This is a genomic window from Dyella sp. NPDC103356, from assembly GCF_055584465.1.
This window is the reverse complement of record NZ_JBVJLZ010000006.1, coordinates 179,237-194,822: the sequence shown is the minus strand read 5'-3', so window position 1 is coordinate 194,822 and position 15,586 is coordinate 179,237. Positions and strand designations below refer to the sequence as shown.

The following is a 15,586-nucleotide window of genomic DNA, read 5'->3' as shown; positions in this document are numbered from 1 at the left end:
GAGCTAAGTTGCCGTACTCGATAACCCAGGCGTTTATCCGCTGGATCAAACGCTGGCAGAACTGGCTGGTCGGCGCGGGGTTGATCGTGTGCGTGCTGGTCGGCATCCGTGTGTGGCCGCATCAGTCGTTGCGCGATTACCTGCCGTCATCGACCGCGGTCTATGACGATCGCGGCCGATTGATGCGTCTAACCCTGGCCGACGATGATCGCTATCGTCTGTGGGTGCCGCTGAAAGACATGTCGCCGGCACTGGTCGATGCCGTGCAATTGCACGAGGACCGCTGGTTTCGCTGGCATCCGGGTTTCAATCCGTATGGTCTGTTGCGCGGTGCCTGGGTGACCTATGTGCGCCACGGCAACCCGCAAGGTGGTTCGACCATCACCATGCAGCTCGCGCGCCTGCTGTATCGCCTCAACACCCGTTCGCCATGGGGCAAGCTGCGCCAGGTTGGTCTTGCAGTGCGATTGGAGATGTTCTACTCCAAGCAGCAGATCCTCGAGGCGTATCTGAATTACGCACCCTACGGCCGCAATGTCGAAGGTGTAGGTGCGGCCAGTCTCGCGTATTTCGACAAATCGCCAGCGGCATTGAATCTACCCGAGGCGCTGACGCTGGCGGTGATACCGCAGGATCCGAGTCGACGCCTGCGTGCGCCATCGCTCGATAGCGATGCGCCGATCGGCATCATCAGCAAGTACCTGGCCGACTCGCGTAACCGACTGTACGAACGCTGGCTGCATGGGCATCCCAACGACGCCGCATTGAAGCCACTGTTTTCGCTGCCACTCAATCTACGCCCGTTATCGCAGTTGCCATTCGAAGCACCGCACGCGGTCGAACAGATACTGGCAACGCGGCGTGTCGAAGGCGATGTCGTAGACAGCCGCATCGCCATGACGCTGGACCTGGATATGCAGCATACGCTGGAGCGCCAGGTCGCTCATTTTGTCCAGCGTGGCGATGCGCAAGGCATACGTAACGCAGCAGCCATCCTGGTCGATACGCGCGATATGAGCGTCAAGGCATTGGTCGGTTCGGCCAACTATGCCGACGCGGGCATCCAGGGGCAGGTCAACGGGACACAGGCCAAGCGTTCGCCTGGCTCGACCTTGAAACCTTTCATCTACGCGTTGGGCTTCGACCAGGGCGTGCTGCATCCGCAGACAGTATTGCGCGACGTGCCGACCTCGTTCGGCCCGTATACGCCGGAAAATTTCGACGGCCATTTCCTAGGGCCGATCACCGCAACCGATGCCTTGATTCGCAGTCGCAACATTCCCGCTGTCTGGGTCGCGTCGCAGCTGCAGCAGCCCAGCCTGTATCAGTTCCTGCGTGGGGCCGGCATCAGCCGCATGGCCAGCGAAAAACACTATGGGCTGGCGCTGGTGCTCGGTGGTGGCGAGGTGACCATGCAGGAAGAGGCGGGTCTCTACGCGATGCTGGCCAACCGCGGCGAGCTGAAGCCGCTGCGCTGGCTTGCTTCCGATCCAGCCTCCACCGGCACGCGACTGATCAGTGAAGAAGCCAGCTTCATGGTGATGGACATGCTGCGGCAGAACCCGCGCCCGGACGAGGCGTCCGGTGCGAATCCATCGCGTGTGCCTGTCTACTGGAAAACAGGCACGTCATGGGCGTTTCGAGATGCCTGGACGTCTGGCAGTTTTGGTCCTTATGTATTGATCGTGTGGGTCGGCAATTTCGACGGCAGCGGCAATCCGGCCTTTGTCGGCGTGGAAGCTGCGGCACCCTTGTTCTTTCAGATCGTCGACGCGATGCGTGCGCAATGGCCGGGCATGTCCGAGCCCATCCACCACATGCCGGCCAATCTGAAACGCGAGCAGATCTGTCTGGCCAGCGGCGATCTGCCCAACCAGTGGTGTCCGCAAAAGGGCTACACCTGGTTCATCCCCGGCAAGTCGCCGATTCGTGTCAGTCAGGTACACAGGCCGGTGGTGATCGACGATGCGACGGGCAAGCCGGCGTGCCCGCCCTATGCAGGCAAGCGCACGCATATCGAAGTCTATGAATACTGGCCGTCGGAATTGCAACGGGTTTTCGTGCAGGCGGGCATGCCGCGACGGAAGCCGCCGCAGAACGATGCCTGTATCGATGGCGGCGCGGCCGAAGGAGAGCCGCCAAGAATCACCTCGCCCTTGCGTGGAAGCATCTACACCATGCGGCTGAAAAAGCAGGGCGACGATCGCATCGGTTTCAGTGCCAATGGCGATGCGGCCGTGCGTCAGCTTTATTGGTTCGTCAACGATGCCTATATCGGGCATAGCGCGCCCGGTGAGTTGCTGTTCTGGGATGCGCCGGGGGCGGGGAATTATTCGGTGCGTGTGGTAGATGATCGGGGGCAGAGCGATCAGCGGGCGCTTGGTGTGAGTTTGGTGGAGTAAGAGCCCCCCTCACCCCAGCCCTCTCCCCCGGCAAGCCAGGGGAGAGGGAGCAACTTGAGGCAAGATCGAAACGTGCCGGCTTTAGCTCCCTCTCCCTTGGCTTGCCGGGGGAGAGGGTTGGGGTGAGGGGGCGCTCTTGCCGCTATCCTTCCAACCTTATCGTTACACCACGCATCCCAGACACGAATGAAAAACACGTCCCCCGCTTCCTACTACCGCGCCACGGCCAACGCGTATCCCGCGTACGCGCCGTTGCAAGGCCGTAGCGAAGCCAAGGTGGTCATCATCGGGGGCGGTTTCGCCGGGCTGCATACGGCATTGGGACTGGCCGAGCGTGGCGTGCACGATGTGGTTCTGCTGGAGCGCGAGCAGGTCGGGTTTGGCGCGTCGGGTCGCAACGGCGGTTTCGTATTCGCCGGCTATTCGTTGGGCGAACAGGCCCTGCTCGATGCACATGGCGCGGAGCTGGCGCGAGCCATGTTCCAGCGCACGACCGATGCAGTAGAACGTATCCGGCAGCTGACCCGGCGCTACGCCATCGCGTGCGACGTGGTCGATGAAGGCGTCATCTGGGCGAACTGGTTCCGCGATCCGGGTGTCTTGCGCCAACGGCAGCAGTTGCTGGCCGAACACTATGGCGTGGACTGGACCTGGCTCGAACGCGACCGGTTGCGCGAGCTGGTACGCAGCGAACGTTATTTCGACGGCCTGTACGAGCGCAACGCGCTGCATCTGCATCCGCTCAATTTCGCCATTGGTCTGGCCAAGGCGGCGAGCGAGCAGGGTGTGCGCATTCATGAAGAAACCGATGTGTGGCGTGTGCGGCGCGAGGGCGCACGCTGGTGCGTCAGTGCGGCGCATGGAGAAGTCCTGGCCGACCAGGTCGTGCTGGCCTGCGGCGGTTATCTCGGCGGCCTGCATCGGCAGATCGATCGCGCCATCCTGCCGATTGCTACATACGTGATGGTTACCGAGCCCTTGGGCGAGCGGATGGGCGACATCCTTCGCACACGCGCTGCCATCTACGACTCGCGGTTTGCGTTCGACTACTACCGGCCGCTGTCGGACTCGCGTTTGTTGTGGGGTGGACGCATCTCGGTGCGCGATCGTTCCGCGCGAGGGGTGCAGCGGTTGTTGATGAACGATCTGCTGCGCGTGTTCCCGTCGCTCAAAGGTACACGCGTCGACTATGCTTGGTCGGGTCTGATGAGCTATGCACGTCATCAGATGCCGCAGATCGGCACGCGTGGCGATGGCCTATGGTGGGCGCAGGCCTTTGGCGGTCACGGCCTGGCACCGACCTGTGCCGCTGGCGAGCTGCTGGCGGCTGCGCTGGCCGAAGGCAGCGAGGCGTGGAAACCGTTCGCGCACTACGGCCTGGACAATACCTATCGCCCCATCGGTTACCTGGCGGCGCAGGCCGGCTATTGGTGGCAGCAGGGCAAAGACTGGTTCAAGACGAGACTGGAAGGATGAGCAACGTTATCGCACAAGAAGTCGATTCCATCAGCTGGGGCGATTTCGAAAAGGTATTGATCGTGGCCGGCACCGTGGTGCGCGTGGAACCGTTCCCCGAGGCACGCAAGCCGGCATTGAAAGTGTGGGTGGATTTCGGCCCGTATGGCGAAAAGAAAACCAGCGCGCAGATCGCCGGCATCTACAAGCCCGACGATCTGCTTGGACGACAGATCGTCGGGGTGATCAACTTTCCCGAAAAGCAGATCGGTCCGTTCCGTTCCCAGTTTTTGCTGACCGGTTTTCATACCGACGAAGGCATCGTGGTGACGACGGTTGAACGCGGCGTTCCCAACGGAGCTCGTCTGGCGTAGCCGGCCTTAGTTCACCGGCAGGGCGAGAATGTCGCCGGTCGGTTCCACCGTGGCGAACGCGTCGGAGATTTCCGTCAGCGCCGCGCGATGGAGATCCTGCGCGGAGACCACGCCCTTGCCGTCGAACGCGTTGATCGGACGCGTAGCCACCGCGTCGGACGCGACGATCACGTTGTAGCCCAGCGGTACCGCGTCACGCGCTGCGCCGGCAACGCAGGCATGGGTCATCAAGCCGGAGATGATCAGGGTCTTGATGCCCTTGGCGCGCAGGCGTGCATCGATGTCCGTGCTGGCGAACACGCTCACCTGGTTCTTGGTCAGCAGAGTGTGCCTCTCGCCCGGCTTGATGCCATCGACAATCTCGGCGCCGTTACTGCCTTCGGCAAAGATCGGAGAGCCGGCCGGCGTGATGTGACGCACGTGGATCACGTCGATGCCGTGCTGGTCGGCGAAGCCCACCAGCTTCCTGGCCTGGTCGAGCGCCTTGCGGCCATCGGGAACCGGCAACTTGCCCGAGAAATACTCATTCTGGAAGTCGATCACCAGCAGGGCCGTTGTCCTGGCGTCGAGCGACGTCGGTGCAGTGGCACCGCCGATGGCGCGCAGGGTGGGGTGATCGTTGGTTGCTGCGGAAACCGGGCCGGTGACCGTCATGGCGGCCAATGAAGCGAACAAAGCGTTTTTCATATTGATTTCCTTAATCAAAGGTTTGCGAGCACAAGTTGATATGTACTGAGAAGCCCATGCCGCCGAGCTGGCGGCTTGGTGTGCATTGTTCGCCGATCGCGGAGCGCCCAGAAGTGGCTCGCAGGACACTCAGTGATAGAATCGGGCCATGTCCCCTGAGCGCCCACAAAACACGGTGGCGGTGATCGCCTACCACCAGATCAGCCCGTTCCATCTGGCCGTGCCCTGCATGGTGTTTGGCGAGGATCTGGCCCGGCTGGGTGCGCCGCGCTACGAGCTGGTGGTCTGCGCAGCCGAACCTGGGCCTCTGCAGACCTTGGCGGGGTTTTCGATCGATGCGCCGCATGGCCTGGAACGGCTGGCTGACGCTGACACGATCATTGTCCCGGCCTGGCGCGATCCGACAGAGCGTCCGCCGCAAGCCTTGCTCGATGCGCTGCAGGCAGCCCATGCGCGTGGCGCACGCATCGTGGGTTTGTGCCTGGGGGCATTTGTACTGGCCGAAGCCGGGCTGCTCGACGGACGCAGCGCGTCGACGCATTGGGTGTGGATGGAGGATTTTGCCGAGCGCTATCCGCAGGTGCTGTTGAAGCGCGATGTGCTGTACGTGGACGATGGCGACATCATCACCTCGGCCGGTACCGCCGCGGCGATCGATTGTTGTCTGTATCTATTGCGTCGCGACCATGGCGCCGAGGTGGCCAATCGAGTCGCTCGACGCATGGTGGTGGCGCCGCATCGTCATGGCGGGCAAGCGCAATACATCGAACAACCCGTACCGAAGATGGATCATGCCGACCGCCTGAACAGCACCCTGGAGTGGGCGCTGGCGAATCTGCGTGAACCGCTTTGCCTGGATGCACTGGCCGACCGTGCCGCCATGAGCCGGCGTACCTTTACCCGGCGTTTCAAGCGCACGACGGGAACGAGTGTGACGCAATGGCTGCTGTCGCAGCGCCTGGCGCATGCGCAGCGGTTGCTGGAGACCACCGATCAAACCGTGGACCGTATCGCGGAGTCGAGCGGTTTTGGTTCCACCGTATCGCTGCGGCAGCATTTTGTTGCGGCGTTTGCCACGTCGCCGGCTTCTTATCGACGGAGCTTTCGTGGGACGTGAGGAACCTCGAACACCCTAGTCGTCATCCCGGCGCAGGCCGGGATCCAGTGACTTTGTGATGGGTTATCGCGAGGGACAACAAGCCTCTGCTCTATCGCGAAAACCTGAAATCGACGCCACTTGATCCCGGCCTACGCCGGGATGACGGCTAGGAAGGATTTTTATAGGCGCGAGTTACCAACGCAGCATGATCTTCCCGATATGCGAGCTGCTCTCCATCAAGGCATGCGCATCCGCCGCCTGCGCGGCGGGAAACACTTGATGGATCACCGGGCGAACCGTGCCTGCAGCGAGTAGCGGCCAAACCTTTTCGTACAAACTACGCGCAATGCCACCTTTGAATGCCACCGGACGCGGTCGCAAGGTCGAGCCAGTAATCGTGATGCGCCGACGCATGATCTTGGCGATATCGATATTCGCCTTGTTGCCGCCCAGCGTTGCGATGGCCACCAACCGGCCGCCTTCGGCCAGTACATCGAGTTCGCGCGGCACATAGTCGCCGGCCACCATATCCAGGATCACGTCGACACCACGGCCGTCGGTCAATGCATGGATCGCGCTGACGAAGTCATCGGACTTGTAGTTGATCGCTTTCTCGGCACCCAGCTTTTCGCAGGCACGGCATTTCTCTTCGCTGCCGGCCGTAGCAAACACACGATGCCCGAACGCATGCGCAAGCTGGATCGCAGTAACACCGATGCCGCTGGAGCCGCCTTGCACCAACAGGCTTTCATGCTCGCCGCCTTCGCCCTGTCCCAGGCGTCCACGGTCGAAGACATTGCTCCACACCGTAAAGTAGTTCTCCGGCAAGGCCGCCGCCTCGATCGCCGAAAAGCCTTGTGGCACCGGAAGACATTGTGGAAGCGGTGCAACGACATATTCCGCATAACCACCGCCGGCAAGCAATGCACAGACCTCGTCGCCGATCTTCAGCCCAAACGGATTGTCGTGATCGGTATCGCCCTCGACGATGACGCCGGCGACTTCGAGGCCAGGCAAGTCCGAGGCACCGGGTGGGGGCGGGTAGGCGCCTTGTCGTTGAAAGACATCCGGACGATTCACACCGGATGCCGCCACCTTGATCAACACCTCGCCTTTGCCAGGTTGCGGACGAGGCCGCGTCGTCAGACGAAGGTTCTCCGGCGGACCGGGCTGGCTTATTTCGATGGCTTGCATGGACGACACGGAATAGCTCCTTGGACAAACGGCAAGGCGGTTATTTTGAACGATGACATCTTCCAGAAATGTCAAAGCACGCGCCCAAACGCGACGCAATAAAAAGCGGCGATGCTTGCGCACCGCCGCTGGACTTGAAGCATCGTCTAACGAAGGATCAAAGCGCTTCGAAGATCCCCGCCGCGCCCATGCCGGTACCGATGCACATCGTCACCATGCCGTACTTCTGCTTGCGGCGACGCAGACCGTGGATCAGCGTGGCGGCACGGATCGCACCGGTCGCGCCGAGCGGGTGGCCAAGTGCGATCGCACCACCGAGCGGGTTGACCTTGGAGGGATCCAGGCCCAGGTCCTTGATCACCGCCAGCGACTGCGCGGCAAACGCTTCGTTGAGCTCGATCCAGTCCAATTGATCCTGGGTCATGCCGCACTGCTTGAGCGCCTTCGGAATCGCTTCCTTCGGGCCGATACCCATGATCTCCGGCTTGACGCCGGCAACCGAGAAGCCGACAAAGCGCGCCAGCGGCTGCAGGTTGTACTTCTTGATCGCCGCTTCGCTGGCCAGCAGCAAGGCACCGGCGCCGTCGGAGGTCTGCGACGAATTACCCGCGGTCACCGAACCGCCGAACTGACCATTGCGGAATACCGGCTTGAGCTTGCCCAGCACTTCGACCGTGCTGCCCGGACGCGGACCTTCGTCGGTATCGATCACGCGGCTATCGGTCTTGATGCCGCGCGACTTCAGATCCGGGTAGTGATCGTCGAGCTTGAACGGCGTGATTTCGTCCTTGAATTCGCCGGCCTTGATCGCGGCCAGGGCCTTGTCGTGGCTGGCTGCGGAGAAGGTGTCCTGTTCTTCGCGGCTGACCTTCCACTGCTTGGCGACGTTTTCGGCGGTGATGCCCATGCCGTAGGCGATGCCGATGTTCTCGTTGTTGAAGATCGCCGGGTTCATCGCGACCTTATGGCCCATCATCGGCACCATGCTCATGCTTTCGGTGCCGCCGGCAATCATCAGGTCCGCTTCGCCCAGGCGAATGCGATCGGCGGCCATCGCGATGGCCTGCACGCCCGACGAACAGAAGCGATTGATGGTGACACCCGGCACAGTGTCCGGCAGGCCCGCCAGCAGCACGCCGATGCGCGCCACGTTCATGCCTTGCTCGGCTTCGGGCATGGCGCAGCCGATGATGGCATCGCCGATTTCGTGCGGATCGATACCCGGTGCCTGTGCCATCACGGCACGGATCACGTGGGCGAGCATGTCGTCCGGGCGGGTGTTGCGGAAGACACCGCGCGGTGCTTTGCCGACGGGTGTACGGGTGGCGGCAACGATATAAGCGTCTTGCACTTGCTTGCTCATGGATTTGCTCCGTTGCGTCGCGCTTCGAGGCTGCGACGCGCTAGGTTTTTTGTTCGTCATCCCGGTGTGGGCCGGAATCCAGTGTCTTTGCAGTAATACGAAGTCGCTGGGCTCCCGCGTCAGCAGGAGCGACGAGCTTTTAGTTACGCAGCGGCTTGCCGGTCGTCATCGTGTGCGCGATGCGTGCCTGGGTCTTTTCCGTTTTCGCCAGTTCGACGAAATGCTTGCGCTCCAGCGCCAGCAGCCATTCCTCGTCCACCAGCGAGCCGCGCTCGATCACACCGCCGCACAAGGTGTCGGCAATGCGCGAGGCGATCTCCACGTCGTGCTCCGACGCGAAGTAACCGGCCTGCATGTTTGCCAGCGACGCCTTGAACGTGGCCGTGCCGACATCGCCGGCGACCGGAATCGCACGTGCCGGCAACGGCGGGCGATAGCCGCTTTCGGCCAGTGAGGCCGCGACCTTCTTGGCGACGTAGAGCAGCTCATAGGCATTGAACACGACCACGTCGCTGTCGCGCATCAGGCCCATCTCCTTCGCTTCCAGCGCGCTGCCAGCCACCTTGGCCATCGCGATGGTTTCGAACACCTTCTTCAAGGCTTCGAACGGGTCGCTCGGATTCTGCTGTGCGGCGCGTACGGCCAGCTCATGCAGACCACCGCCGGCCGGCAGCAGGCCGACGCCGGCTTCAACCAGACCGATATAGCTTTCCAGTGCGGCAACGGTGCGCGCCGAATGCATCTGGAATTCGCAGCCGCCACCGAGGGCAAGGCCGCGCACGGCCGACACGACCGGCACCAGCGAATGCTTGATGCGCATGCTGGTGCGCTGGAAGTTGGCGACCATCTTGTCGAAGTCGTCGAACTTGCCAGCCTGCAGCAAGCCCAGCGCGCCCTTCAGATCGGCACCGGCCGAGAACGGCTCGCCGGTCTGCCAGATCACCACGCCCTTGAGCTTTTCCTCGGCAATGCCGATCGCATGCTGGATACCGTCGAGCACGAAATCGTTGACCGTGTTCATCTTGGTCTTGAACGAGATGATGCCGATGCCGTCATCGCCCAGCGTCCACAAACGAACGCCGTCGTTTTCCCACACGGTCGTGCCCTGATCGAATTTCTCGCCGAGGATCGGATCGGGGAACAGCTGGCGCTGGTACACCGGATGCTGCGAACGCGGCTTGTCGGCGTTGGCGCTGGCCGAGTACGAGCCGCTCTTGCCGTGCACGCCAGTGCGGCCGTCGGTCACCCACTTGGGCAGCGGTGCCTTGCTCATGGTCTTGCCGGCGGCGATGTCTTCCTCGATCCACTTGGCCACCTGCTGCCAGCCGGCGGCCTGCCAGGTTTCGAACGGACCGAGCTTCCAGCCGTAACCCCAGCGAATGGCGAAATCGACATCGCGTGCGGTGTCGGCAATATCGGCCAGGTGATAGGCGGTGTAGTGGAACAGGTCACGGAACGTCGCCCACAAGAACTGTGCTTGCGCATCGCTGGACGCGCGCAGCTTGCCGAACTTCTCGGCCGGGTCCTTGATGGCGAGGATGGCGGTCACTTCGTCCGAGGCTTTCTGCTCGGAGGGGCGGTAGTCTTTCTTGGCGACATCGAGCACCACGATGTCCTTGCCCGCCTTGCGATAGAAACCGGCGCCGGTCTTCTGGCCGAGCGCACCTTGCTCGATCAGGCCCTGCAGCCATGCCGGTGCCTTGAAGAACTCGTGCCACGGATCGTCGGCCAGCGTATCGGCCATGGTCTTGATCACGTGCGCCATGGTGTCCAGGCCGACGACGTCGGCGGTGCGGTAGGTCGCACTCTTGGGACGGCCCACGGCCGGACCAGTCAGCGCATCGACGGTGTCGAAGCCGAGCTTGAACTGTTCGGTGTGATACATCGTCGACAGCATCGAGAACACGCCGATGCGGTTGCCGATGAAGTTCGGCGTGTCCTTGGCGATGACCACGCCCTTGCCGACGGTGGTGGTGAGGAAGGCTTCGAGGCCGTCCAATACGTTCTTGTCGGTCAGCTTGGTCGGGATCAGCTCGACCAGATGCATGTAGCGCGGCGGATTGAAGAAATGCACGCCGCTGAAACGATGGCGCATGTCTTCGGGCAGCGCTTCGGCCAGGCCGTTGATCGACAGGCCCGAGGTGTTGGACGCGATGATCGCGGTCTTGGACAGATGCGGCGCGATCTTCGTATAGAGATCCAGCTTCCAGTCCATCCGTTCGGCGATCGCTTCGATCACCAGGTCGACATCCTTCAGATGTTCCATGTCCTCGTCATAGTTGGCCGGGATGATCGCGGCGGCCAGGTTCTTCTCGGCGAGCGGGGCAGGCGACAACTTCTTGAGGTTCTCGATCGCCTTCAGGGCGATACCGCTCTTGGGCCCTTCCTTGGCGGGCAGGTCGAACAGCACGGTTTCGACACCGGCGTTGGTCAGGTGCGCGGCAATCTGCGCGCCCATGACACCGGCGCCGAGTACCGCGGCTTTGCGAATTCGTAGGGCGGACGTTGATGAAGATGGAGCAGTCATTGGGATCTCCGACGAAGTACGGACACTGAAGGTGCTTGCGTTAAAGACGGGTGCCTGGCTCGACTCAGGGATGGCTGAGGCCGGCGGCGGCAAAACGAATCAGATGGGCGGCAGTCTGCTCACGATGGACCGTTTCGGTGACATCGCTCTTGCGCTGGATCATGCCGAAGCCCGACATGGCGTGGGTGAGGGCGCCGGTGACAAGGTCGACGCGCCAATAGAGCTCTTCCTTGCTCAGGTGCGGGAGCAGGCGGGCGAATTCGGCGGTGAACTGGCGCATGACATGGCCGTAGTTCTCCGACAGGAACTTGCGCAGGGTGTCGTCGTGCTCGGCGAAGGCGCGGGCCAGCACGCGCATGAACAGCGTGCCGCTGCCATCGTGCGAGAGCTCCAGTGCGGGCTTGATAAAGGCAGCCAGCACGTCTTCGAGGGTCGTGCCGGGGTCGCCGGAAATGCGCGACAGCGCCTTCAGGCGGCGGCTGTTGAGCTCGTCCAGTCGGCGCCGGAAGACCTCTTCGACGAGGCGGTCCTTCGAGCCGAAGTGGTAATTGACCGCGGCGAGGTTGACCCCGGCGGCGGCGGTGAGTTGGCGCAGCGAAGCGCCGTCGAATCCGTGCCTTGCAAACAACACTTCGGCGGCACTGAGGATGCGTTCTTTGGTCGATTGCTGTGATGTCTGCACGTTCTGGCCTGGGCGGTAGGAGTCAAACGATCGTTTAAGATTATATCGGTCGAACGCTTCCGTCAAACGTTTGTTTGAGACCTTTCATACAGAGCATGTGCCCTCGTATGTGTACAACTTGCGTATCCGCTAGAATCTGTCAGACTTTCCCGCGCTAAATCCATATTTCTTGACGGATTTGGCCAAAATCCGCCGGCCGGGGGGTCGGCACCGCCCAAGCACAAAAACTCAAAAACCGTTTCCCGGAGCAGATCGACTATGGCGCTGGAGCGCACCCTTTCCATTATCAAGCCCGACGCCGTTGCCAAGAACGTGATCGGTGAAATCTACGCACGCTTCGAAAAGGCCGGCCTGAAGGTCGTGGCTGCGAAGATGAAGCATCTGTCGCGTCGTGAAGCCGAAGGCTTCTACGCGGTGCATCGCGAGCGTCCGTTCTTCAATGCGTTGGTCGAGTTCATGATCTCCGGTCCGGTGATCATCCAGGCGTTGGAAGGCGAGAACGCGATCCTGAAGCATCGTGAGCTGATGGGTGCGACCAATCCGAAGGACGCTGCGCCGGGTACGATCCGCGCCGATTTCGCCGATTCGATCGACGCCAATGCGGTGCACGGTTCGGACGCGGCCGAGACGGCCAAGGTCGAAATCGCTTATTTCTTCGCCGAGACGGAAGTCTTTTCGCGCTGAGGTCATGACGCAAGTGAACCAGGTAGAAGTCACCCCCAACGACAAGGTCAATCTGCTCGATTTCGATCGACAGGGCCTGCGCGATTTCTTCGCCGGTATCGGCGAGAAGCCGTATCGCGCCGATCAGGTGATGAAGTGGATCTACCACCGCCTGGAAGACAACTTCGAAAACATGACCGATGTAGGCAAGGCGCTTCGAGCCAAGCTCGAAGCGACCTGCTATGTCGGGCCGCCCAAGACGATGTTCGACAAGGGCGCGGCCGACGGCACGCACAAATGGCTGTTGGGCATGGACGGCGGCAATGCCGTCGAAGCGGTCTATATTCCCGAGCCCACGCGCGGCACGCTGTGCGTGTCCTCGCAGGTTGGCTGCGGCCTCAACTGCCAGTTCTGTTCTACCGCGACGCAGGGCTTCAACCGCAACCTCGCCACGTCCGAGATCATCGGTCAGATGTGGGTGGCGGCCAAGCACCTGGGCAATGTCACGCATCAGAACCGTCGCATCACCAATGTGGTGATGATGGGCATGGGCGAGCCGCTGCTGAACTTCGACAACGTGGTCAAGGCGATGAGCCTGATGCGCGACGACTTCGGCTTTGGCCTGGCGTCCAAGCGCGTGACCCTGTCGACCGCGGGCCTGGTGCCGATGATCGACAAGCTGTCCGAATCCATCGATGTCTCGCTGGCGGTGTCGCTGCACGCGGCCAACGACGAACTGCGCACTGAACTGGTGCCGCTCAACAAGCGGTACCCGATCGCCGAACTCGTGGCTTCCTGTCTGCGTTGGCTGGCACGCAAGCCGCGTACGTCGATCACCTTCGAATACACCTTGATGAAGGGCATCAACGACCAGCCCGAGCATGCACGCCAGTTGATCAAGCTGATGCGTCGCCTGCCCAACTGCAAGGTCAACCTGATTCCCTTCAATCCATTTCCCGGCACGCGTTTCGAGCGTTCGGACGTCGAAGTCATTCGCGCTTTCCAGACCCAGTTGCTCAATGCCGGCATCCTGACGATGCTGCGTCGCACGCGCGGCGACGACATCGATGCGGCTTGCGGTCAGTTGAAGGGGCAGGTGCTCGATCGCACGCGTCGCCAGGCCGAATTCCGCAAGCGTCTGGATGAGGGGTCCGCCCATGCGGCTTGATCGTGCGGCTCTGTCCGTAGGACTGATGCTGGCGCTTGCCGGTTGCGTGACGACCGGCCCTGACACACCCGAAAGCCGTTTGCGTGAAACCAAGTCCAACAAGAACGAGGACGGGGCGCGCATCCTGACCCAACTCGGCCAGCAGTACATGCAGAACAACGATCTGCAGGGCGCGTTGGAGCAGCTCAACAAGGCGCTCAAGTACAACCCCAACTACGAGCCGGCGCAAACCGTCATCGCCGTGGTTTACGAGCGCATCAAGGATCAACCCAACGCCGAGCTGCACTACCGCAAGGCGCTGGAAATCGATCCGGCTCGTGGCGGTCCGAACAACAATCTGGGTGTGTTCCTGTGCAACTCCGGTCGCACGGCCGAAGCCATGCCGTATTTCCAGAAAGCCGTTGCCGATCCGTTCTACCAGACGCCATCGCTGGCCTGGACGAACGCCGGTAGCTGTCAATCGCGCAATGGCGATGTTGCCGGTGCGGAAGAGTCTTTCCGCAAGGCATTGGCGATCGATCCGAACAATGGCGAGGCGCTCTATCAGCTCGCCAACATGCTTTACCAGCGTAACGATGCGTTCCGTGCACGTGCTTTCATGCAGCGCTACGATGCCCTTGGGCCATCCAGCAGCAGCCCGCAGGCACTCAAGCTCGGTCACGACATCGAATCCCGCCTGGGCAACAGGGATGCGGCCCTTAATTACAGCAGGCGACTTCAGACCCAGTTCCCGGACTCGGAACAGGCGCGTGCCCTCGATACTACTGCTAGCCCATGACTTCCAATCCGTCACAACCGGCCGAACACGCTCAGGGCGACATTGATCTGTTCAACACGTCCGCGACGGGCGTGGGCACATCGACGACGCATGAAGCGACTGAATCCTTTGGTGCACGCCTGCGCGCGGCCCGCGAAGCACGTGGCCTGAGCGTAGAAGCTTGCGCTCACACGCTGCGTCTGCCTATTCGGGTTGTTCGCCAACTCGAAAGCGGCGATTACAGCGGCATCGACTATCAGGTTTATCTGGCCGGCTACCTGACCAAATACGGTCAGCACGTAGGTGTCGAAGAATCGGCGATCCAGGCTGAAATCCAGCGCCTGAAGCCGAGCCAGGTCCAGCCGACGCTGGTGGCGACCGGCGGCATTTCGCATTCGCGCTATCTGCTTGAAAACTACCTTCGCGCGGCGACCTACGTGGTGTTGACCGGCGTGATCGCCGTGCCGGCGATCTGGCTGGGCATGCGCGGGGCGTTCGATCGCGATGTCAGCCATCTGGCCCCGCTCGATGCAACGCCGGTGGCGCAGCAGGAGCAGGTGCTGCCGACCGCATCGGGTAGCAGCGCCATCACGACGGCGTCCACTCTGGCGTCGGCCAATCCCGCATCCAGCAGCACGGCAACCACGCCGGCGGCGGCAGCGCAGCCTCAGCGCCAGGACGACCAGCAGCCGCTGTTGGCATCCATGGCGCCGTTCCCGAACCTGAGTAACGACAACGCGACCGCCAAGCCGGAGATCGCCGCGCCGCAGGTCGCCGGTTCCGGTGCGCACAGCCTCGTGCTGAGCCTGCCCAGCGACAGCTGGGTGGAGATCATCCGCAAGGATGGCTCAAAGCTCGAATACGGCCTGCTGCGTGCGGGCACCAGCAAGACCTACCAGAGCGATCAGCCGCTGGATGTGCGTATCGGCAATGCCAACGGCGCGCAGGTGACGCTCGATGGCCAGCCGATGCCGCTGGACAGCTATCGCCGCGCCAATGTGGCGCATTTCCGCATCGAAGTGCAGGACGGCAAGGCCAGTCCCGCCAACTTCTGATCGGCTCCCGCTTGCCCGCCGGCTACGCGGCCGGGGGCAAGTTACGTTATGCTTGGGCATTGTCCGCCCGCCGGCCTTCCGCCGGGCGAGGCTCGACTTTTTCCGCAATAGGCGCTGTCTGCCGGCGCTGGTCCTGCGTGGTCTTTTCAACGGTGAACTT

13 protein-coding genes are annotated in these 15,586 nt (G+C 62.1%); 8 read left to right on the top strand and 5 right to left on the bottom strand.

Going from position 1 to position 15,586, the window contains the following annotated elements:
* The first annotated feature begins 8 nt into the window (after window positions 1-8).
* The 3 genes from pbpC (at window position 9) to ACZ6WW_RS15345 (ending at window position 4,231) form a co-directional block, all read left to right on the top strand.
* Window positions 9-2,402 (top strand): penicillin-binding protein 1C, encoded by a 2,394-nt coding sequence (gene pbpC, locus ACZ6WW_RS15355; RefSeq protein ID WP_465274974.1) that lies wholly within the window; start codon window positions 9-11, stop codon window positions 2,400-2,402.
* A 186-nt stretch (window positions 2,403-2,588) separates the two neighbouring features.
* Complete coding sequence (locus tag ACZ6WW_RS15350; RefSeq protein ID WP_465274973.1) at window positions 2,589-3,878, top strand: NAD(P)/FAD-dependent oxidoreductase; 1,290 nt, start codon at window positions 2,589-2,591, stop codon at window positions 3,876-3,878.
* The gene (locus ACZ6WW_RS15345) at window positions 3,875-4,231 is read left to right on the top strand and encodes a tRNA-binding protein (RefSeq protein WP_465274972.1); all 357 of its coding nucleotides are present in this window, start codon (window positions 3,875-3,877) and stop codon (window positions 4,229-4,231) included. Before ACZ6WW_RS15350 ends, ACZ6WW_RS15345 begins: the two co-directional genes overlap by 4 nt.
* Window positions 4,232-4,237: 6 nt before the next feature.
* Here ACZ6WW_RS15345 and ACZ6WW_RS15340 read toward each other — a convergent pair whose 3' ends face one another.
* Entirely contained in the window at window positions 4,238-4,918 is a 681-nt protein-coding gene (locus ACZ6WW_RS15340; RefSeq protein ID WP_465274971.1) for a cysteine hydrolase family protein, read from the bottom strand.
* Window positions 4,919-5,066: 148 nt separating this feature from the next.
* Between ACZ6WW_RS15340 and ACZ6WW_RS15335 the strand changes: the two genes are divergently transcribed.
* Window positions 5,067-6,035, top strand: a complete 969-nt coding sequence (locus ACZ6WW_RS15335) for a helix-turn-helix domain-containing protein (RefSeq protein WP_465274970.1) — start codon at window positions 5,067-5,069, stop codon at window positions 6,033-6,035.
* 174 nt (window positions 6,036-6,209) lie between these two features.
* Here ACZ6WW_RS15335 and ACZ6WW_RS15330 read toward each other — a convergent pair whose 3' ends face one another.
* The 4 genes from ACZ6WW_RS15330 to ACZ6WW_RS15315 form a co-directional block, all read right to left on the bottom strand.
* Window positions 6,210-7,211, bottom strand: a complete 1,002-nt coding sequence (locus ACZ6WW_RS15330) for an NAD(P)H-quinone oxidoreductase (RefSeq protein WP_465275175.1) — start codon at window positions 7,209-7,211, stop codon at window positions 6,210-6,212.
* A gap of 157 nt (window positions 7,212-7,368) precedes the next feature.
* Window positions 7,369-8,574, bottom strand: coding sequence for an acetyl-CoA C-acyltransferase (locus ACZ6WW_RS15325; protein WP_465274969.1), 1,206 nt, complete (start codon window positions 8,572-8,574; stop codon window positions 7,369-7,371).
* Between the two features lie 139 nt (window positions 8,575-8,713).
* A complete protein-coding gene (locus ACZ6WW_RS15320) occupies window positions 8,714-11,101 on the bottom strand; it encodes a 3-hydroxyacyl-CoA dehydrogenase/enoyl-CoA hydratase family protein (protein WP_465274968.1) in 2,388 nt (795 codons plus the stop codon).
* Window positions 11,102-11,165: 64 nt separating this feature from the next.
* Window positions 11,166-11,783 carry a TetR/AcrR family transcriptional regulator gene (locus tag ACZ6WW_RS15315; protein ID WP_281852916.1) on the bottom strand — a complete coding sequence of 206 codons (618 nt, stop codon included), beginning with the start codon at window positions 11,781-11,783 and terminating at the stop codon, window positions 11,166-11,168.
* Window positions 11,784-12,041: 258 nt separating this feature from the next.
* Between ACZ6WW_RS15315 and ndk the strand changes: the two genes are divergently transcribed.
* Genes ndk through ACZ6WW_RS15295 form a run of 4 tightly spaced genes read left to right on the top strand, consistent with a single transcriptional unit; the run spans window position 12,042 to window position 15,426 of the window.
* Entirely contained in the window at window positions 12,042-12,467 is a 426-nt protein-coding gene (gene ndk / locus ACZ6WW_RS15310; protein ID WP_281849063.1) for a nucleoside-diphosphate kinase, read from the top strand.
* A 4-nt stretch (window positions 12,468-12,471) separates the two neighbouring features.
* Complete coding sequence (gene rlmN / locus ACZ6WW_RS15305; RefSeq protein ID WP_465274967.1) at window positions 12,472-13,614, top strand: dual-specificity RNA methyltransferase RlmN; 1,143 nt, start codon at window positions 12,472-12,474, stop codon at window positions 13,612-13,614.
* A complete protein-coding gene (gene pilW, locus ACZ6WW_RS15300; protein ID WP_465274966.1) occupies window positions 13,604-14,392 on the top strand; it encodes a type IV pilus biogenesis/stability protein PilW in 789 nt (262 codons plus the stop codon). The genes rlmN and pilW overlap by 11 nt, the downstream gene beginning before the upstream one ends.
* Window positions 14,389-15,426, top strand: coding sequence for a RodZ domain-containing protein (locus ACZ6WW_RS15295; RefSeq protein WP_465274965.1), 1,038 nt, complete (start codon window positions 14,389-14,391; stop codon window positions 15,424-15,426). The genes pilW and ACZ6WW_RS15295 overlap by 4 nt, the downstream gene beginning before the upstream one ends.
* Window positions 15,427-15,586 lie beyond the last annotated feature (160 nt).